General features: G+C 60.4%; 22 protein-coding genes. 7 read left to right on the forward strand and 15 right to left on the reverse strand.

The features are described from left to right. The coding region (locus tag RBH26_RS04870) for a UbiA family prenyltransferase (RefSeq protein ID WP_306756957.1) at positions 1 to 752 on the reverse strand (752 nt) is incomplete at its 3' end. A 126-nt stretch (positions 753 to 878) separates the two neighbouring features. Beyond that, complete coding sequence (locus RBH26_RS04875) at positions 879 to 1,766, reverse strand: prenyltransferase (RefSeq protein WP_306756960.1); 888 nt, start codon at positions 1,764 to 1,766, stop codon at positions 879 to 881. A 116-nt stretch (positions 1,767 to 1,882) separates the two neighbouring features. On the opposite strand from RBH26_RS04875, the gene RBH26_RS04880 reads away from it, so the two are divergent. Then, on the forward strand, positions 1,883 to 2,218 hold the full coding sequence (locus RBH26_RS04880) for a multidrug efflux SMR transporter (protein ID WP_306756962.1): 336 nt from the start codon (positions 1,883 to 1,885) through the stop codon (positions 2,216 to 2,218). 362 nt (positions 2,219 to 2,580) lie between these two features. On the opposite strand, the gene icd is transcribed toward RBH26_RS04880, so the two are convergent. Both icd and RBH26_RS04890 read right to left on the reverse strand, forming a co-directional pair. Then, a complete protein-coding gene (icd, locus tag RBH26_RS04885; RefSeq protein WP_306756963.1) occupies positions 2,581 to 3,843 on the reverse strand; it encodes an isocitrate dehydrogenase (NADP(+)) in 1,263 nt (420 codons plus the stop codon). Between the two features lie 239 nt (positions 3,844 to 4,082). Then, the gene (locus RBH26_RS04890; RefSeq protein WP_306756965.1) at positions 4,083 to 4,340 is read right to left on the reverse strand and encodes a hypothetical protein; all 258 of its coding nucleotides are present in this window, start codon (positions 4,338 to 4,340) and stop codon (positions 4,083 to 4,085) included. Between the two features lie 92 nt (positions 4,341 to 4,432). Between RBH26_RS04890 and RBH26_RS04895 the strand changes: the two genes are divergently transcribed. Both RBH26_RS04895 and map read left to right on the forward strand, forming a co-directional pair. Then, positions 4,433 to 5,302, forward strand: a complete 870-nt coding sequence (locus tag RBH26_RS04895; protein ID WP_306756966.1) for an isoaspartyl peptidase/L-asparaginase — start codon at positions 4,433 to 4,435, stop codon at positions 5,300 to 5,302. 78 nt (positions 5,303 to 5,380) lie between these two features. Continuing rightward, positions 5,381 to 6,280: a type II methionyl aminopeptidase gene (gene map, locus RBH26_RS04900; protein ID WP_306756967.1), complete on the forward strand. Its 900-nt coding sequence runs from the start codon at positions 5,381 to 5,383 to the stop codon at positions 6,278 to 6,280. Between the two features lie 230 nt (positions 6,281 to 6,510). On the opposite strand, the gene RBH26_RS04905 is transcribed toward map, so the two are convergent. Further along, positions 6,511 to 6,711 carry a hypothetical protein gene (locus RBH26_RS04905; protein ID WP_306756968.1) on the reverse strand — a complete coding sequence of 67 codons (201 nt, stop codon included), beginning with the start codon at positions 6,709 to 6,711 and terminating at the stop codon, positions 6,511 to 6,513. A 309-nt stretch (positions 6,712 to 7,020) separates the two neighbouring features. On the opposite strand from RBH26_RS04905, the gene RBH26_RS04910 reads away from it, so the two are divergent. Further along, entirely contained in the window at positions 7,021 to 7,560 is a 540-nt protein-coding gene (locus tag RBH26_RS04910) for an HIT domain-containing protein (RefSeq protein ID WP_306756969.1), read from the forward strand. A gap of 461 nt (positions 7,561 to 8,021) precedes the next feature. Further along, positions 8,022 to 8,657, forward strand: coding sequence for a vitamin K epoxide reductase family protein (locus RBH26_RS04915; RefSeq protein WP_306756970.1), 636 nt, complete (start codon positions 8,022 to 8,024; stop codon positions 8,655 to 8,657). A gap of 224 nt (positions 8,658 to 8,881) precedes the next feature. Here RBH26_RS04915 and RBH26_RS04920 read toward each other — a convergent pair whose 3' ends face one another. From RBH26_RS04920 to RBH26_RS04950, 7 genes are all read right to left on the reverse strand, one after another. Beyond that, positions 8,882 to 10,135, reverse strand: coding sequence for a tRNA (N(6)-L-threonylcarbamoyladenosine(37)-C(2))-methylthiotransferase (locus RBH26_RS04920; RefSeq protein ID WP_306757370.1), 1,254 nt, complete (start codon positions 10,133 to 10,135; stop codon positions 8,882 to 8,884). Positions 10,136 to 10,278: 143 nt separating this feature from the next. Beyond that, on the reverse strand, positions 10,279 to 10,470 hold the full coding sequence (locus tag RBH26_RS04925; RefSeq protein ID WP_306756971.1) for a CbaC protein: 192 nt from the start codon (positions 10,468 to 10,470) through the stop codon (positions 10,279 to 10,281). A 7-nt stretch (positions 10,471 to 10,477) separates the two neighbouring features. Next, on the reverse strand, positions 10,478 to 12,229 hold the full coding sequence (locus tag RBH26_RS04930; RefSeq protein ID WP_306756972.1) for a b(o/a)3-type cytochrome-c oxidase subunit 1: 1,752 nt from the start codon (positions 12,227 to 12,229) through the stop codon (positions 10,478 to 10,480). Continuing rightward, positions 12,222 to 13,037, reverse strand: coding sequence for a cytochrome c oxidase subunit II (locus RBH26_RS04935; RefSeq protein WP_306756973.1), 816 nt, complete (start codon positions 13,035 to 13,037; stop codon positions 12,222 to 12,224). Before RBH26_RS04935 ends, RBH26_RS04930 begins: the two co-directional genes overlap by 8 nt. Next, positions 13,034 to 13,216, reverse strand: a complete 183-nt coding sequence (locus RBH26_RS04940; RefSeq protein ID WP_306756974.1) for a cytochrome oxidase — start codon at positions 13,214 to 13,216, stop codon at positions 13,034 to 13,036. Before RBH26_RS04940 ends, RBH26_RS04935 begins: the two co-directional genes overlap by 4 nt. Before the next feature lie 117 nt (positions 13,217 to 13,333). Next, entirely contained in the window at positions 13,334 to 14,395 is a 1,062-nt protein-coding gene (locus RBH26_RS04945; RefSeq protein WP_306756976.1) for a hypothetical protein, read from the reverse strand. A 185-nt stretch (positions 14,396 to 14,580) separates the two neighbouring features. Beyond that, positions 14,581 to 15,606, reverse strand: coding sequence for an AI-2E family transporter (locus tag RBH26_RS04950; protein WP_306756977.1), 1,026 nt, complete (start codon positions 15,604 to 15,606; stop codon positions 14,581 to 14,583). A 116-nt stretch (positions 15,607 to 15,722) separates the two neighbouring features. Between RBH26_RS04950 and RBH26_RS04955 the strand changes: the two genes are divergently transcribed. Beyond that, positions 15,723 to 16,457, forward strand: a complete 735-nt coding sequence (locus RBH26_RS04955; RefSeq protein WP_306756978.1) for a DUF547 domain-containing protein — start codon at positions 15,723 to 15,725, stop codon at positions 16,455 to 16,457. A 212-nt stretch (positions 16,458 to 16,669) separates the two neighbouring features. On the opposite strand, the gene RBH26_RS04960 is transcribed toward RBH26_RS04955, so the two are convergent. Beyond that, on the reverse strand, positions 16,670 to 17,347 hold the full coding sequence (locus RBH26_RS04960; protein WP_306756979.1) for a LysE family transporter: 678 nt from the start codon (positions 17,345 to 17,347) through the stop codon (positions 16,670 to 16,672). 157 nt (positions 17,348 to 17,504) lie between these two features. Here RBH26_RS04960 and RBH26_RS04965 point away from each other — a divergent pair, with 157 nt between their 5' ends. Further along, positions 17,505 to 18,173, forward strand: coding sequence for an O-methyltransferase (locus RBH26_RS04965; RefSeq protein WP_306756981.1), 669 nt, complete (start codon positions 17,505 to 17,507; stop codon positions 18,171 to 18,173). A 16-nt stretch (positions 18,174 to 18,189) separates the two neighbouring features. On the opposite strand, the gene RBH26_RS04970 is transcribed toward RBH26_RS04965, so the two are convergent. Both RBH26_RS04970 and RBH26_RS04975 read right to left on the reverse strand, forming a co-directional pair. Then, positions 18,190 to 18,645 carry a hypothetical protein gene (locus RBH26_RS04970; protein WP_306756982.1) on the reverse strand — a complete coding sequence of 152 codons (456 nt, stop codon included), beginning with the start codon at positions 18,643 to 18,645 and terminating at the stop codon, positions 18,190 to 18,192. Positions 18,646 to 18,828: 183 nt separating this feature from the next. Next, positions 18,829 to 19,503, reverse strand: a complete 675-nt coding sequence (locus tag RBH26_RS04975) for an HD domain-containing protein (RefSeq protein ID WP_306756983.1) — start codon at positions 19,501 to 19,503, stop codon at positions 18,829 to 18,831. Between the last annotated feature and the right edge of the window lie 174 nt (positions 19,504 to 19,677).

Here is a 19,677-nt window from a genome sequence, read left to right on the forward strand (position 1 = left end):
TTCGTTATGTAAATTGTCCACAGCGAATAACCCATTGGAATTCCGAATACGACGAGAACTGCTGCCGAAATATGACCGAATAACACTGACCCGATTAGGAAACCGAACGAACCAATCTCAAGCCCGTATAGTAACCATTTGGTTTTACTAACTCCAAGAACTATCGGAAGTGTTGTAACTCCAGTACGTTTATCGCCATCGATATCGGGTATATTACAAATTTCAACAGTTATTGCGAACTTTACTATGAAATAAAAGAATATTATAAATAATTTGGTAGAATTAGATTCTCCGGTAAAAGTAACTGGGATCACCGTCGCAATAACTGATAGCGTAACGGCAACAAGAACAGTATTTAAAAGCAGTATGTTCTTGATTCTGTACTTCTTTGCGCTATATAGTATCCCAGATACGAGGCACAGTAGAACCACGAAAGGAGTATATATTCCTCCAAAGACTGAAAGACAGATAGCAACTACTGATGAGATAACCACAAGTGTCGTTACTAATCTCCGATTCTGTAAAGCAAAGTCGGCATTATTCGGGTTGTTGATCTTATCTTCGTCTACATCGTATAGACTATTGATATTGTATATCGAAAGAGTAGTGAAGAAAGCGATAAAGATGGTGATCGGTGAAAATACGTCGAGTAGTAATGAACCCGCAACAGTTACTGCTGCCGCATATATTGCTGGAAATACCCGCCAATAAGCGATCTGGTTGTACACTGTAGAAATATTGCTCCTGAGCATTCTCGAAGTCAGTCGTAATAATCCCGACATCATGTAAAGTTGTAATAGACTTTGATTATATATTTATTGATTTAGAAGAATATTATATCTGCGTGAACGGACAAAGACAGTCGGTTACGCCACCGGTTAGCTAAGTAGTGGCCAAAGTCCACCGACGAAAATTGGAATAGAGACAAGCAAGTTAATTATTGGAATGTAATACAACAGGTCTTGAACATCGATATCAGTAATAACTGCAATGGCAACAAGAGCAGGGTATACCGCAAAGAGAGCGCCAGCGTACACGTAAACTTCTGCTAAGGCCAGAGCGGCGATCAACCAGGTGAGTCCGCAATAGGTGAGCGACAACCTCTTCCCGAGCACTGTTGCCAATGTTTGGATGTTTGCTTCCCTGTCTGGTTTTATGTCTGCTGTAGCAGCGAGTGTATGGTAGCCCATTGTCCAGATCCAAAACCCAACGATTGCGAGGATTGGTGGTATTGTCTCACTGACAGCGATGTAAGCAGCAATACCTGGAAGGATGTACACTCCATTAGAGATTGAGTCCAAAAGTGGAACCGACTTGAAACGGAACGGTGGCATATTATAGGTGATATTTATACCGATCCAGGCTGCAATTGTCAGAAGGACTGGAACTGAAGTAGTGAAGAATATGACTGTTGTTATCAACAATCCACTTCCAATAATCGCAATGACTGTCTCGAACCGTTGGTTGAATTTCCCCTCGATGCCGCCTTCACTTCGTTTCCGTGGATTGTGCTCATCTGTTTCCTCGTCATACATATCATTTATTCCATAAAGGAACAAATTCCCAGGCAGAAAAAAATACAAGACGAACCACAGCGAGATTGGAGTCAACACTTGCTCGATCGAATTCGCGCCGTAGAGGATCGCAAACAATACTGGTGCAACGAGATGGAACCAGTAATGCGGTCTAGAGATCCGAATCCATTCTTTAAACAGCGGCTGATATTGGTGTAGTACCGACAGATTTTGTCTTTCCTCGGATGTCATCCCACCCATAATCCCAATTATAACTATATATTTCTAACTATTTAATACATATGCTAAAAACTTATATTCTATTTACATTAGAAAAATACATATATGTCAATGCCTATCTGCCGTACATGAAAGAATACGTGTATCTTGCGGGTGCGATTCTGACAGAAGTGATCGGAACGACGGCCCTCAAATCATCGAACGGGTTTGAGAACGTCTTTCTTGGTGTGCTAGCGATCGGATTGTATATCGCCTCATTCTATTTCATTAGCCTCACATTGACGAGTTTGCCCGTCGGTCTCGTTTATGCTACTTGGTCGGCAGTAGGAATTGTCCTACTAGCGACCATTGGAATTCTCTTCTTCGGTGAACGAGTCGATGCAGCGGGCATCGCTGGATTCGTATTCGTGATCATTGGAATTACACTTCTTAACGTGTACTCTGAGGCATACACTCCCGCATAACGTATGAAAGCCGCGGGGATTCCGAATCGAACGAACCGAGGGGGTTCAAGGAAGGACGCCCTCTCGCTATGCCGAACGGCGTAAAGTACCGTTCGTCACGATCTCTGCCCCTCGTATATCGCTGTCGACGAACGCGCCTCGAGATCGGCAGCTTGCGGGACGGTCCGCGTGGTTGAAACGCTATCTACGACAGCACCTCAAAAACGTCAGAACTGCGTTTCGACTGTCCGAGAAACTCGCTTCCGGCTACGCGAGTTTCGCGATGTCACCAGACACCAACGGTGTCTGATTGCTCGAAAACTGGCGTTATGCCAGTTTTTCGATGTTCTCACGGCAAGGCCGTGAGAGGACGAAAAGCTCGTTTATGCGAGCTTTTCGATGTTGTTGACGACTTCCTCGGCGAACTCGCTGGTGGCGAGCTTCTCGGCGTCGTCGAGCTGACGCTCGAGGTCGTAGGTGACTTTGCCGGAGGAGATGGTCTCCTCGACGGCGTCGCGGACGAGGTCGGCGGCGTCGGACCAGCCGAGGTACTCGAGCATCATGCGGCCCGAGAGGATCATGGCGGTCGGGTTGACCTTGTCCTGGCCCTCGTACTTGGGTGCGGAGCCGTGGACGGGCTCGGCGAGCATGCGGCCGTCGCCGAAGTTCGCGCCGGGCGCGATGCCGAGGCCGCCGATCTGGGCGCCACAGGCGTCGGAGATGTAGTCCCCGTTCAGGTTCATCGTCGCGAGGATGTCGTACTCGTCGGTGCGGGTCAGGACCTGCTGGAGCATGTTGTCCGCGATGCGGTCGTTGACGACCACGGCGTCGTCCGGTGCTTCGCCGTCGCGTTCCTCCCAGAGGGTGTCCTCGGTGATGACCTCGTCACCGTACTCCTCTTCGGCGACCTCGTAGCCCCAGTCGCGGAACTGGCCCTCGGTGAACTTCATGATGTTGCCCTTGTGGACCAGCGTGACGGAGTCACGGTCGTGCTCTAGGGCGTAGTCGATGGCACGGCGGACGAGTCGCTTCGTTCCGAACTCCGTGATCGGCTTGACGCCGATGCCGACGGGACCGTCGTGGATGACGTCGTCGAAGCCCATGTCCTCTTCGACGAACTCCTTGACCTCCTCGACTTCGTCGGTGCCTTCCTCCCACTCGATACCGGCGTAGACGTCCTCCGTGTTCTCACGGAAGGTGACCATGTCCATCTGACCGGGCTCGGAGACCGGCGACGGGACGCCGTCTAGGTGGTAGGTCGGTCGAACGTTCGCATAGAGGTCGAGCAGCTTGCGCAGACCGACGTTCAGCGAACGGAAGCCGGCACCGACGGGCGTCGTCAGCGGGCCCTTGATCGCGACGCGGTGTTCCTTGATGGCCTCGACGGTCTCGTCGGGCAGGTTCTCGTCGTATTTCTCGCGGGCGGACTCGCCGGCGTAGACGCGCATCCAGTTGATCTCGCGGCCGGTCTCCTCTGCAGCGGCTTCCAGCACCTTCTGTGCGGCCGGACCGACGTCGCTTCCGACACCGTCACCGTAGATGATCGGGATAATCGGGTTGTCCGGAACCTCGAGCTCGTCGTCCGTACCCTCTTTCAGCGTGATCTTTTCTCCCGCTTCGGGAACCTCGATCTTGTCGTAGCTCATCTCGTCTAGACGGTGCTGCAAGCGGGGGTAAAAGGTCTACCATTTCCGTCTACGGCCGGCAAACGTCGGTTCACTATCGATCGAAACGAGATCCCAATTCGACATAGAAGGGGGCATTACCCCGCCGAGACGTCAAAAATCCCTCTCCGATCTCGTACGAAAGACCATTATATAATCGCCCTACTGTGTCAAAAAATTGATGGCTGTTGGTGAACGACCGCGGTCGCACGACCGAGTGATCACTCCCAGTAATGGACGACTACCGCCACGCCGGCGCCGCCGACTCCGAGTCCGACGGCTACAATCAGTACCTGACCCGACGACGAAAGCAGCGACGACTCCCGAATCGCCCACGACGCACTCACTAGCGTGATCCCGATGACGGTAAGCGCCGAGCCGACGTCGACGGGGCTCGGCGTGTCGTCGGTCGCCAGTCGCCCGAGCGCTACGGCCGCCATCGCCGCACAGAAGCCCACGAGAAAGGCAACTGGCGTCATCGTCGTCGTCGCTACACAGGCCGCTCTCGTAAGTGTGGGGGATTTCGTCGCGCCGCGAAACGCCTTCCCCCGATCGGGTCGATAGCGGACGTATGCAGGTACTCGTCCACGGCGGTGCCGGAAGCGAACCCGACGAGCCCGGGCCGCGACGGCGCGTCCTCGAGCGGGCAGCCGCCGTCGGCGCGGATCGATCGCGACCGGTCGACGCAGTGGAGACGGCAGTACGTGTCCTCGAGTCCGATCCCCGATTCAACGCCGGCGTCGGAAGCGCCGTCCAGAGCGACGGCGAGATCCGAACCGACGCGGGGATCATGACCTGTGACCGGTCGGTCGGCGCTGCCTGTTCGATGCCGGGGGTCGAACACGCCGTAAGCGTCGCTCGGCTCGTTATGGACGAGACGCCACATGGGTTCGTCGCGGGCCAACACGCCGTCTCGCTGGCCGACGCCTTCGGGATCGAGACCGACGTCGACTGCTGGTCGGATCGCAGCCGGGAGCGGTGGGCCGCCCTCGAGACCGCGGTGGCGACCGACGAGCCGAAGGCACAACTCGAGTGGCTCCGCGAGCGCTATGGACGGTCGGATCACGACACGGTCGGCGCCGTCGCCTTCGACGGCGAGGCGTTGGCCGCGGCGACCTCGACCGGCGGCCGCTGGCTCGCACTCGCCGGCCGCGTCGGCGACGTCCCGCAGGTCGGCGCCGGCTTCTACTGCTGTCCCGCCGCAGCGGTCAGCGCTACGGGTGCCGGCGAGGACATCGCCCGCGTCACGCTCTCGAGACGCGTCGCCCGCCACGTCGAGGAGGGCCGTGACGCCGAGGACGCAGCGACGCTCGCACTCGAGGAGTTCGCCGAACTCACCGGCTCGTCGGCCGGTGTGATCGTCGTCGACGCGCGTGGTACCCTCGGCTCGGCGTACAACAGCGCCGCGATGCAGACCGCGCGGGCGACGCGCGACGCGTGAGCGCCACCGCTCTCTTGCTGTGTTCGTGACTCGAGCGGAGACGGAACCTCTTTTTGTCGACCGGTACAAGCCGGTTGCATGGCCGAATCCGAGGTGGATCTCGAATCCGAGAAGTACGAAAAGCACCGCGAGGCCGGCGAGATCCTCGCACAGGTGCGCGAAGAGACAGCCGAACGCGTCGAGGTCGGCGCGAGCCACCTCGAGGTCGCCGAGTACGCCGAGGAGCGCATTCGCGAACTCGGCGGCCAGCCCGCATTCCCAGTCAACATCTCCGTCGACGAGGAGGCGGCCCACGCGACGCCGTCGATCGACGACGAGACGACCTTCGGCGAGGAGATGATCAACCTCGATATCGGTGTCCACGTCGACGGCTGGCTCGCCGACACCGCGATCACCGTCGACCTCTCGGGTACCCCCGAACTCGCCGAGGCCTCTGAACAGGCCCTCGAAGCCGCGATCGACGTCATCGAGCCCGGCGTCGACACCGGTGACATCGGCGCCGAGATCGAGGCCGTCATCGACGGCTACGGCTACAACCCCGTCGTCAACCTCACGGGCCACGGGCTGGGCCACTGGGAGCAACACACCAGTCCGAACATCCCGAACCGCGCCGTCTCGCAGGGGACGACGCTCGAGGTCGGCGACGTCGTCGCGATCGAGCCCTTCGCGACCGACGGCGGCGGCAAGGTGACGGAAGGGGCAAGCGAGGAGATCTTCGCCCTCGAGCGGGAGGGGTCGGTGCGCAACCGACAGGCCCGCCAGGCGCTCGAACAGATCACCGAGGAGTTTCGGACGCTGCCCTTTGCGACGCGATGGCTCGAGACCGACCGCGCGGAGATGGCGCTGCGTCGGCTCAAGCGCAACGACATCGTCCACGGCTACCCCGTCCTCAAGGAAGACGACGGTTTCCTCGTCAGCCAGAAGGAACACACGATCATCGTCACCGAGGACGGCTGTGAAGTGACGACCGCGAACTGACACTCGAGAACGTCAGTTTCCCGTCTCGACACGATCACGGGAGCCGCCGTGGTCGTGACGGCACCGACGGAGTGTCGTTCGAACGAGGAAGGCACGTTCTCGAAGACGGGAGACGAAAAGAGAAACGGGTGACCGAGCAACGAGGGCGAGCGCGTACGGTCTCCTGGAGTAGTCCCGCCGATCGCCGACCCCGCGTGGCGATCGGTGGGGCGGCGGTCCAGCAGTCCGTATCAGGCGTTGTTCATCCGCTGGCTCGTGCGATTCCCACACCGTTGACACTCCGCAACGCGATAGGGCTCGCGAGAGAACTGTGCGTTTTCCTCTTTCAGGCTCTCGGTCCGGAGTTGGACCGACACCTCGTGGAGGGTGTCCAGCCCACAGTCCTCACAGTGCTCGGTCATCCCGTTGACGGAGTCGTCTGTCGTTGCCATTACCGAACCACTTCGGGGGTGCTCGCTTAAATCCTGTTTCATTTCGAGTTTCGTGGTGAAAATCCCAAGGGCTACCCCTCGCTCACTACCGAGGCAAAACGGAACATCGGCACCGCTCAGCCGCCTCTCCAACCGTCGCTTTCGAAACTCAATCGTATACGACAGGAACGAGAATTGTATTATATAAAATTCGGGCCGAATCACCTGACTGATATCCGTGGCTCGGCCGTGGGCGTAGCTACCATATCCGGGAGCCCGGGACAGGGAACCGTATGAAACGCTTTAGTTTCGTCCCGAGTGGTCTCTGACATGGAGCAGGTATTCGCACCGTGGCGGATCGAGTGGATCAAACGCGACGACGGCAACCCCGAGGTCGACGACTGCGTGTTCTGTGAACTGCCCGAGTTGGGTGCAGACAGGGAACACCTCATCGCCGCCCGAAGCGAGCACGCGTTCGTCATGCTGAACAACTACCCGTACAATCCGGGCCACGCCATGGTGATCCCCCACGCCCACACCGGCGACTACACCGACCTCACCGACGAGCAACTGCTCGATCACGCTCGCCTGAAACAACGCACCTTCGACGCACTCGAGACTGCCCTCGAGCCCGACGGCTTCAACGCCGGGCTGAATCTGGGCGACGGTGCCGGCGGCTCGATCGACGACCACCTCCACACCCACGTCGTTCCTCGTTGGGAAGGCGACACCAACTTCATGCCAGTCCTGAGCGACACGTCGGTGATCGTCGAGGCCCTCGAGGACACCTACGAGCGCGTCCACGAGGCGTTTGCCTCCCAGGACGGAGCTACCGTTCCCGACGAGGAGAGCGCCGTCGTCTTCGAGTGATACTGCCGGTCATACCGATCACGCGTACGTCGTCTCGAGAAACGTTCCTCGAGACGGTCGACGACGCGTTTACAGCACGGACAGCCCTCGAGCAGATACAGCGTGACCATACGTCGCCTTCGCGTCGCGACGCCAACACGGTCGTCTACGGTTTATACTGTCGAAGCCGCGGACACTCGAGTATGGATCGCTCGACGGAACCGATGCGATCGTTTGGCTCCCGAATCACGAGTCGTTCGCTCGTTGACGCCATGCCCAATATTGTCTGGTACGCACAACAGAAGTAATACTATCGAGCGATCTGTGTCGGTGCCTGGTGCTGATATTCACCGTTTAGGTCGACCGAGGGCGTGTTAGCAATCCATAGACGAGTATATGATCCCTGTTCTGTCAGCACTGGTTGTATAGAATTGGGGAATCACCGCAATACTTATGGCGATGGTCTCCCAACCCAGTATTGCATGTCAACTGAAAACCCGAGATCGCTGGCGTTCGACTACGAGTGGGAGTACTCCCCACGCGTGTCGTTCCTGTTCGGCGTCTTCACCCTCGTCGCCGTGATGGGCTGGTTAGTGACCGTTGCCCTCACGGCGATCCACCTCTTCGCCATTCCGGCGATCCCCGCAGACGCACCGGTACAGGGTAGCATCGAAGTCATCACGAGCCAGTGGGCGTACGTCTTCGGCGTGCCACTCGCGACGTTGGGTGGGTTCTACTACCTGACGACGATCGGGCTCTCCCTCTGGTGGTTCGACACGCGCCACCCCCTGATCATCAAGATCCTGACGCCCATTACCGCAAGTGGCGTGGCGTTCTCGTCGTACTTCGTCTACCTCCAGTTGGGCGTGATCGGCGAGATCTGCCCGTTCTGTATGATGTCGGCGGCCGCGACGGTCATCCTGTTTGCCCTCGAGCTGGTGATCCTACAGAAGAGCGCAACGCCGTCGCTTTCGAACATGGTTGGTGACCTCGGCGGCGTGGTCGGGAAGACGAACGTTCCGCTGATCGTCTTCCCGGTGCTCGTCGGTCTGGTCACGCTTGCCGGCATGTTCATGGTCCCGCTCCTGCCGCTTCCGGAGCCGGTCCCCTTCAGCTAAATCGGTTTAATTTCTGTTCGATGCCTCTAAGCTTGTTTGACGTCGTTCGACGCGACGCGTGATACGGACTGCTGTCCCGCGGTCCCGCCGATCGCCACACGGGTCGGCGATCGACGATAACTGACGACAGGAGACCGTATGAGCGGTTCGAACTGGCCGCTGCTTTCGATATTTTCGAATTCAAAACACCGCTCGGTCGACGACAGTCCCGTCTTCGACCGTTGCTAGATCGGCTCGCCGAAGGCGTACATCGTCTCGTGGGCCGTCACCTCGAGGTCGACGAAGTCGCCGGGCTCGAGGCCGTAGTCGCTTGCGTTTTGGACGATGAGCTGTCGATACGCGGAGTCTCGGCACTTGACGGAGTCGGCGGTCCCTTCCTCGACGACGAGGGCGTCTTTGCGGGTCTCGCCGACCATCGATTCGTAGGCGTCGCCGACGATATCGCGCTTGAGGGCGCTCATCTCCTTCGAGCGCTCCTTCTTGACGGTGCCGCCAAGCCCCTTCATCTCGGCGGCGTCCGTTCCGGGTCGCTTCGAGAAGCGGGTGACGTTGATCTTCTCGGGGCGAGTCTCGCGCAACAGTGCCAGTGACTGCTCGTGGTCGTGGTCCGTTTCGGTCGGGAAGCCGACGATGAAGTCCGTCGACAGGGTCCAGTAGTCGAGTCGGTCGTCGAACGTCTCGACGACCTCGAGATACTCCTCGACCTGATGTTGGCGGCGCATGTCGCCTAAGACGTCGTTCGAACCCGACTGAACGGGCGCATGCAGGAAGTCGTAGAGTTCGTCGTACTCGGCGAAGACGTCGGCCAGCTGCTCGCGGATGCCGTGGACACCCTTCGGGTTGGCCATCCCCACACGGACGCGGAAGTCGCCGTCGATCTCACAGATGCGCTCGAGCAAGCGATGGAGCTTGCGCTCGCCTTCCTCCCAGCCGTAGACGCCGGTGTCCTGGCCCGTGATCCGGAGCTCCTTCGCACCGGCGTGGATCAGCGCACGAGCCTTCTCGACGTTTTCCTCGATCGGCGGCGAGTCGATCTTCCCCGTCGCGTGTTTGGTGATGCAGTACGAACAGTCGGACATACAGCCCCTGGCGATGGGGAGGATGCCGACGACACCGTCGAGGATCGGTTCGGCGTCTGGCGTCGTCGTCGGACACTCGCCGTTAGTGACGGCCTCGGGGACCTCGTCCCAGTGGAGCACCTGGCCGTCGATGTCGGCCTCGGCGAACTCCTCGCCCTGTGCGAGGGCCATACAGCCAGTAATGAACAGATCCGCCGTCTCCTCGGAGAGTTCCTCGGCACGGCGGAGCATGTTCCGCTCGGTCTTCTCGACGACGGTGCAGGTGTTGAGGATGGCGACGTCGGCCTCCTCGACCCCGTCGACCCGGTAGTGGCCCGCATCGCGGAGCCGGCGCTCGATCTCGCGGCTCTCTCCGCGATTCGACGTACAGCCGTAGGTTTCGATGTGATACCGGGCCATTCGCGTATCCATTGCTCGGGGCTCGCGGGTCAAAAGCGCGACGGATCCCATCGCCTTCGGATTCGTGTGTCGCGCCGGTCGCACTCGAGTGTCGCTTCCGAGCCCGCGCCTGCGGGCGCCCGTATGCTTCACAGCGGACTACATCAGTCGGTGGACTGCTCTCCGTTCGGCCACAGGGCCCACAGCAGGAGGAGTCCGATCGCGACGACGCCGATCACGATCGTCGCGCTAAAGGAGAGTTCGATCCCGACGAACGCAAACGCCGTCCGAAGCTCGACGAGGATCACGAGCACCAGCGCGAGTAAGATGAACAAGCGAGGGAGAGACGTCCGCATCCAGCGATCACCGGCCGAGGTTAGCGAGCAGGGATTCGGCGACGGTGGTGATAAACTGGACGCTTACGATCGTCTCGAGGGAGACTGGGAAGGGGCTGACGTCCGGTCCGAACAGGCCGCCTCGACTCGCGATACTGGCCAGTGGAACCACGTACGCCAGCACCACCAGGACGGCCGCGATGGCGACCCACAGCTTCAGGTTGTCGAGGACGGCCGGCGAGTCTTCGGGACCGGACAGCGGGGCCGGGATCGTCCGTTCGTCGATCGGCTCGCTGTCGTTGTTGAACAGCGTCAGGAGCATGAGCGAGAGAAACAGCAATGCCGAGACGAACAGGAGCACGCCACCGAGGGCGAGCTGGACGTTGAGTTCGCCGACCGAGCCGGCCGCGATCTCGTACTCGAAGCCGTCGTACTCCGGCTCGGCCGTTCGACGGGGCATGCCGATCAGCCCGCCGCGGTACATCGAGTTCGTCATGAACACGATTCCGACGAACCAGAGCAGGACCTGAAACAGTGCGACACCACGGCCGACGAGACGGTTCCCGGTCAGTTGTGGGATCAGCCAGTAGGAGCCGGCCATAAACGTCAGTGCGACGGCGGTGCCGACCTGCGTGTGGATGTGACCGGGCACCCACAGCGAGTTGTGGACGAGGTAGTTGATGTTCATCCCGGCGTTGACGATGCCGGTGAAGCCGCCGAACGCGAACACGAGTCCTGCCAGTGCCATCCCCGTAAACGCCGGCTCACGCCACGGGAGTGCCTTCAGCCAGCCGAGATAGCCCGTCCCGCCACGTTGGCGAGCGCCGTGTTCCATGCTGGCGACGACGGTAAACGCAGTCAACAGACTCGGCAATAGCAGGAACATCGTGTTCGTCATCGCAATGTATTTGAATCCCTCGGCGATGCCGGGGTCGAGATACTGGTGGTGGATTCCCACCGGAGTCGACAGGAGAACGAACAGGATGAAGACGACGCGTGCGAGCGGATCGCTGAACAGCCGTCCGCCGGAGAGTTTCGGCAGCAGAATGTACCACAGCAAGTACGCCGGCAGCAGCCAGAAGTAGACGACCGGGTGCCCGAAGTACCAGAACAGCGTCCGCGTCAGCGTTGGGTTGAGCGACTCGATGAGGCCGATCGACCACGGCAGGATAAAGAGGATGATCGATGCGGCGACACCGATCGACGAGATGTACCACATGATCATCGTCGTCAGTACCATAAACGTCGGCAACGGGATTCGTTTGTCCGGATTGTCCTTCGTCCAGGCCCACCAGGTACGGAACCAGTCGGCACCGGCAAGCCAGGTCCCGACGACGAATATCACGAGCCCGATATAGAAGAGTGGGTGGCCCTGCAGTGGCGCATAGAACGTAAAGAGGACGTCCGCGCTGATGTCGATCGCGTCCGTAAAGCCAGCCAGAATGGCGATCGCCGCCAGCAGTGTCCCGAATACCATCGCTCCATACCAGAACCAGGTAAAGCGCATGTCGACGGGCTCGCGTTCCAAGCTCTCCGTCACCGCCCACTGATAGACGCCGACGAGGAAGAAGATCGTAAACGAGACGACGAGGAAGACGCCGTGACCCGTCAACACGGTGTAGTATGTCGATGACTCGATCGGTCTCCAGATGTCCGTTCGGTGTAGCGCCTGGAGAAGACCGAAGAACGCACCGACCCCGAGCGCGACGAACGACGTCAGAAACGCCTGCCGAATGAGACGGGACTGTCTCGGGTAGGCGTCGACGAACGTGTTACTCATCGCCGTCACCTCCGTCGTTCTCGTCGTCGCCGTCGTCCTCGAGTTCGTCGACGACGGTCACAGTGTCGCTGTCCTCGTAGTCGTCGACGGTGACAGACCAGTCGTGGTCGCCCTCGCCGAGGTCGGCGGCGTCGACGGTGATCGTCGTCTCGTAGGTACTGTCACCCTCGACCGTGACGTCCTCTTCGAACGTCTCCTCGCCGATCTCGGCTTCGATCGTCGTCTCGAGGTCGTCGAGCATGCCGTTCTCGATGGAGACGTTGAGCGCCACCTCGTCGCCTTCGGCCACCTCGTCGTCGGCTTCGACCTCGAGTTCGGTCATGTCGAACTCGTCTTCGGGGACGACGTGGAGCTCGCCCTCCATGTTGTGGTGGCCCGAGCCACAGTACTCGTTACAGATGACACCGTGTTCGCCGGGCTCGTCGAGTTCGACGGTCATCGTCGAGATTTCGCCGGGGATGACCATCGTGTTCGTGTTGGTTCCGACGACGCTGAAGCTGTGAATAACGTCAGTACTCGTCACGTAAAACGTCACTTCGCTGTTCGCCGGCACTTCGATCGGATCCGGCTGGAACAGGAACGTCCGGGCGACGACGTAGGCTTCGTACTCGTTTTCACCCACGTGTTCGACGCGCGGATCGGCGAACCGTTCGTCTTCGTCGAGCGCGTCGGGTTCGATCGCCGGCTCGTCGTCACCGATCATCGTGATCCCGAGCCCGACGGACCCGTAGGTGATCGTCGCGATGAACCCGACGATCAACACCATCGCCGCACCCAGCCACAGCTTCTCGTAGGTGTGGATCTTCATACGATCACCAGTGGCGTCGGATCGTTACCGAGAAACTCGATGAAGTACGTAAACAGCCACAATAATACGAGAGAGAGAAAGTACAGCACGATCAGCGAGAGCGTGCCAAGTGGATCGAACTCGTCGTGTTCGACCGTTCGGTCCGGTGCCGACAGCTCGTGGGTGTTCGCGTCGGACATACTCGGTTCTCGACCACAGGGAGACAGATAAAACATTCATAAGAACGGTTGATTGTCGGTGTTTCGTTCATCTCTACCGCCGGTTTCTGTCGTCACGGAACCGTCGACGGAGCCGAACTACGACCGGCGATCGTAGACCGTTTCGCGATCGCTATCGAGGACGAACGGCCCCTCCTCGGGGGTGCGTTTCGTCACGTTCGCGGCTCGCAAGACGTAGGCGGTGAGTACGGCGTACGGCGCGAGCGCGATAGTGTATGCGAAGCTGATGAAGACCGTCAACGGAGTGTAGCCGAAGACGGTGACGTCGGGGAAGAACCCCGAGTCGAGCGCGAGCAGGACGTAGGTGATGAAGACGATGATCGGCAGGGAGACGGTCAACAACGTCGTCGAGAGGTCCGAAAGCTCGAGTTTGTAGTACAGCGTCTTGAAGTACTCGCGACTCACCATCAGTTTTCTCAGCAGTTCCATGATGTCCTCGATGCGTTCGCGTTCGGTTGGCGTGAGCTCGTCGTCGTACTCTACGAGAATGCGCCGCGTCTGATGGAGTTGCCACGAGGAGTCGTAGTTCAGCCCCGTCAGCAGCTCGTCCGTCGAGCCGTCGGGAACACGTGAGAGCGTCGTCAGCACTTCCTCGGTGTTCGCGTGGATGTCCTCACGCAGCCGGTCGACTTCGTTGTGGTACTCCCGGTCGGCAGTCCCGTCGATCTCCTGGAGTTCGTCAGCCCGCTGTTTGACCGAGCGGAGAACGACTGCCGTGAACTGTCCCGGCCGTGCCGGACTGACGTCGACGATATCGTCCGCCTCGAGGGTCTCCTGGAAGTCGATGATCGTCTCGACGCGTTCCGACTGGTCGCCAAGCGAGGTCAGCTCCTGGGAGATGCCGACGGCTGCGATCGAGACGACGATCGAGACCAGCAGGATCGTCCCCGAGAGCAACGTGTTGAACACCGTCTGCACCATCGTCGTCTCGGCCAGCAGCTCCTGATACTCGACTGGCCAGAGCCCACCCAATACGAGCATGACGGCGAAGACGGTCGCGAGCAGCGCGGTAGCGACCCACTCGCGATTGCCGTCGAACAGGACCCACCGCTTGAGGCGGTTCTCGCTCGAGCGGTCGATCCGCCCCACAGTCCCACTGTGGCTCCGGGCGGCCCGACGTGCTGAATCACCGTCGTTCATCGATCGATGACCGACAGCGTCGACGACCAAAGAAGATCCACCGGCGATCTCCGACGAACCACGGATCGGCCACAGCTCATACTGTTGGACAGCACGAGTCGACGATCGGTCGCGCGACTGCGGCCGTCCCGTAGGTGAGGTCGCGCGTTCGCGACCGACGGCGCACTGACTGCTGTCCGACAGTATCAGGCGTCGGTCGTCCCGGGCTCGTCCTCGAGGTCCTCGTAGTACTCGTCGACGACGTTGACCGTCGCGAGCAGCGCTCCGAGGACGACGGGGCCGAAGAACAGGCCCATGATTCCGAAGGCGTAGATCCCGCCGAGGACGCCGAGGATGATGACGGCGGGGCTAATCTCGGCGAACTGATCGACGACGATCGGTCGCAGGTAGTCGTCGGCGACGCCGACGACGATGGCGCTGTAGACGGCGAGTGCAAGCGCCATGAGCGGTTCGCCGGTCACGAGCAAGTAGATCGAGGCGGGGATCCACACCAGTGGCGCCCCGATCAGCGGAATCAGCGAGAGGATCACCATGATGAACGTCCAAAATGCTGCGTTGGGTATCCCGGTCGCGAACAGGCCAAGACCGGCGATGACGCCTTCGATGATCGCGATCAGGACGTGGCCGGCCAGGACCGCCCACATGACCTCGTTTAGCTCGTTGTAGAGGTCGTCCTGGACGCCCTCGGGTAGCGGTGTCACTCCACGGAGCCATCCCATGAGGTTGTCGCCGTCTTTGAGCAGGTAGTAGAGCAAGAAGAGCATGAGCCCGAGCCCGATCAGCGCGTGGGTGAACGCGCCGAACCACGCCGTCATCTGCTCGAGCAACAGCGTCCCGATCTCTTCGGCCGATTCCATCAACTCCTCCGTGATGTCGATCTCGATTCCCGTCTCCTCCTCGATCCGATCCTCGATCTCTGCCAGCTGTAGTGTCTCAGGGTCGATGTCTTGGAGGAGGTCGGCGACGTCGCTTGCGATCACCAGGCTGACGACGGCGAACGGAACGATGACGCCGATCACCGCGAGGAACACGAGCAGAAAGGCGGCAACCGTTGCCGGCACGTAGCGCTCGAGTCGCGCCTGGAGCGGAAAGAGAACGAACGCGATGAGGATCCCACCGAGAACGTACTGAGCGAACGGGAGCACGAGCAACAGCGAGAGGTAGGCGAAGACGGCGACGAGCGCCAGCAGATACCCTTTGCTGAGGTTCACGGGAATTTCTATCCACTCCGTGGCGCATAAAACTGCAACCGGATTTATCCGGCGGTAAGACTGTCGCTCTCACTCCCACATGGCTTCAAGGCACTGGTTGGAGAATGTGTGAACGAATGTCTACCCAGCTCGATCCCCTCTCCCTCTCGGCTGATCTGCTGTACGCAGTCAAGACCGAGGGTGATACCGACCGGTTGCGAGACCATCTCGCGACCGTCGAGCGGTCGCGGCTCGAGCGGACACTCGAGGAGCGGACGGACAAACTTGCCTTCTGGCTCAACTGCTACAACGCTTACGCGCAGTTGCTTCTCGAGGAAGAACAGCCCAGCTTCGACGGCAGCCGTCTCGAGCGCTGGAAGTTCGTCTCACGGGATCGAATTCCGATCAGCGGCGCCTGGATCAGTCTCAACGACATCGCACACGGCATGCTCCGCCGGTCGAAACACCCCTGGGGGTTTGGCTACGTGCCGCGGCTGTTTCCCTCGTCGTTCGAGCGGCAGTTTCGGCTTCCGGAGTGTGACCCGCGGATCCACTTCGCGATCAGCGACGACACCGACCACTGTCCGCCGGTGACGGTCTACTCCCGGCCCGACGTCGACGCAGTCCTCGATATCGCCGTCGAGTGGTATCTCGAGGAGACCGTCACCTACGACGCGGACGCAGACGTCGCCACGGTACCGCGACTCTTCCATCGCTACCGCGGCGATTTCGGCGGCAAACCCGGCGTCATTTCGTTTCTCCGGAAGTACAACGCCATCCCGCCGGACCGACGGCCGACCCTCGAGTACGAGTCGGGGAGACGAGCGCCCGACGTCGATTTCGACGCCGGTGGAGACGAGTACCGGCTGTGATACTGTCGGACAGCAGTCAGTGATCCGATAAGAGAGACGGACGAGGGTCCAACGCTGCTGCGGACCGAGTTTTTTCGGCCGCTCGACCACGAGAACCCTCTACGACGGGTCGACGGCGAGTACGACACCGAACAGTCACACGGACTGATGTCGGTCGGCCGACACAGCTGTGATCCGGCTGGTCCGGGCCGGGAATCAGGACACGGATCGTATCAGACGACCGTAAGGACTCCCATCGCCAGAAAGACCAGACCAAAGCCGGCCAGGACGACCCCGCTCAGTGCGGCGATAGCCGGTGCGAAGGCGTCGACACGGCGACCGGCCGCGACCAGTGCCGCAGGGTAGGCGACGATCCAGATCGCGATCCCGGCGAAGAAACCAGCCAGCAGCGTTGGAGACCCGGTTTGAACGACGAGTGCGTTCTCGAGTGCAGCGCCGATAGCGGGGACGTGAGCGAAGACGTCGAGTGTTCCCGGCTGGAGTAGGCCAACCCCGACGGTGAGCCAGAAACCGATCTGATACGGGTTGGTCAGCGAGAGCACGAACGTCTTGCGAAAGCCCGTCGCGGCGCTTTGGCCGGCGTCGGTAAACGACGCGGTCGCCCGGAGGTCCCGAACGGCACCCACGGCGAAGTACAGCATGAGCAGCCCACCGGCGAGATAGAGCGCCGGCCGCACGGCCGGATACCGATCGAGTACGGCAACGGCACCGGCTACTGTGAGCACGAAAAAGAGCACGTCAGCGAGCATCGCGCCGAGGCCGGCCCAGAACCCCGACGACCAGCCGCGGGTGACGCTCTCCTCGGCGATGATGGCGTTCATCGGCCCCGGTGGCGCAGCGAGTGCGAGCCCGAAGACGATCCCCGCGAGTGCTGTCGTGACGGCGGTCACTGATTCTCTCCCGAAAATCGGCGCCGAGCCGTGAAAAACTCGCTGACTTCGGCGTCCATCACCGTCGGCTACGGACGTACCAGAGACAGGGCGGACATGCGGACTCAGGTGGACTCGAGACGATGGCTTTGACGTATGGGCCGCCGTACCCGACAGTATGGTCGACGTTCTCACGGATGACATCGCCCGCTTCGTTCGCACGGTCGGACCGGATCCAGACGAGACGCTGCGTGAAATGGACGACTACGCCGACCGCGAAGGGTTCCCCCACGTCGGGCCCGAAGTCGGTGCGTTCCTCCGGTTTCTCGCCCGCGTCACGGACGCCGAGCGGATCTTCGAGTTCGGCTCCGGGTACGGCTACTCGGCCTACTGGATGGCCGAGGCGCTCCCCGAAGACGGCGAGATCGTCCTCACCGAGGTCGACGCGGACGAACTCGAGTTAGCCCGCGAGTACATGGCCAACGGTGGGTACGACGACCGCGCTCGGTACGAGCGCGGGGACGCACTCGAGACGATCGAGGCGTACGAAGGCCCCTTCGACGTCGTCTTGATCGACCACCAGAAACACCGCTACCTCGAGGCGTTCGAGGCGGTTCGGTCGAAACTGCCGGTCGGTAGCGTCGTCGTCGCGGATAACGCGATCACTGCCGGCCCGATCCAGTTCGAGAAGCTGAGCGAACTCGTCGCGGGCGGCGATCCCGGCGGCGTCAACGACGACACGCAGGGGATCGCTGCCTACCTCGAGTGTGTCGGCGACGACCCCGACTTCGAGACGATCGTCCTGCCGCTGGGGGAAGGGATCGCGGTGAGCTACCGAGTTTCGTAACTGTCGACAGAAATCGTCACCGCGTCGAGTAGTCGGAGTCGCCCTCGAGAACCTGTTCTTCGGGCGCGTCGGTGCCGGTAGTCGCGCCGTACTCACGGAAGCCGAGGAACACCGTCGTCGCGCAGGCGGTCAACAGCGTCGCCCACGTCAGTGCCGTCAGCGAGCCGACGATCGCGGCGGTGTTGCCGGGAACGGCGGCGCCGACGGTCTCGAGACCGACGACGTGGAGACTGGTGATCGCAAGGAAGCCGACCCAGAAAGCAAACGCAAGGGCGGCGAGACGCCGCCGAGTGACACGCGTCGCGTACTGGGCGACACAGTAGACCCCCGCGATGGCAAGCGCCGTCGCCACGACCGTGGGGGCGAGCGCGTCGACGGCGCCAGTCGCGACGCCGGCGACGGCAAAACAGGCGAACGAAACGACCAGCAGCAGCCGATCGGAGCGGATGGTAGTCCGGATCACGTCGTGCACCGCTTTGCTGGGACGAATAGGCGATCAGATATATAGTTGTTGGCTCAGTGTCCCGGCAGAGAGCTCATACTGTTGGACAGCACGATTCGACGATCGGTCGCGCGACTGCTGTCCGACAGTATCAGTACCGGCGAACGGACGATTCGACCGTGATTCGCCGATAAACCGTTACAGGAGACCGTATCAGTTACCGAGCGCAGCGATCTCGTCCTCGAGCCACTCCTGAAACCATTTCACCCGCTTGAGGCGCTGGTGGGCGATTCCCTCGGCGGTCTCACTCTGGACGCGCGAGGCCGCGTCGTACCCTCGTTCCAAGACGCGGTCGACCATCTCGTCGGCGTCCATGTGCGTGCGGGCCTCGTAACCCATCCGTAACAGCATCAGTGCCGTGCCGTTCGCGCCGACCTTGTCGAGCAGATCGGCCTCGATGAGACACTGCGTCTCGAGGGTGAGATCGGTCACGTCGCCCTGGTAGGAGTGGTTCTCGACGGCCCGACACACCTGATCGATAAAGGAGTCGGGGTAGTCGGCGCGTGACTCCAGATACTCACGGGCGACGCGAGCGCCGGCCTCGGCGTGGAGTTCCTGGTCGGTCTCGAGTTTTGCGACGTCGTGAAAGAGGGCGGCGACACGGGTGACGTCGACGTCTGCGCCCTCTTCTCGGGCGATCTCCTCGGCGAGGTCGACCACGTTGAGGATATGATTGTGCCGATACTCCGCGGAGTGCCAGGGATACCACCGCATTCGGCCCCCTTCCTCTTCTTTTTCGACGCTGGCCGCGAGATACTCGTAAACGAATCCTTTCATCTCCTCGAACTCGGCGTCGGTGACCCTGGTCTCCTTTATTTCGACGCCCACGAGAGATCCCTCCGCAGTAAACGAATGATAGTCATTAACGGAATGTTAGGCCGTTTCGCTCTTTAGCCTTTGGTTCAGTATCGTTTTGTCACCGCTAGACATATACATGCAGCCGATTGTCACCGGCTGAAAACCGTCTTCGAGCGCGAATCGAAAATGGGGGTCGCTCGTCGC

Source organism: Natronolimnohabitans sp. A-GB9 (assembly GCF_030848565.1).
Taxonomy (GTDB): domain Archaea; phylum Halobacteriota; class Halobacteria; order Halobacteriales; family Natrialbaceae; genus Natronolimnohabitans.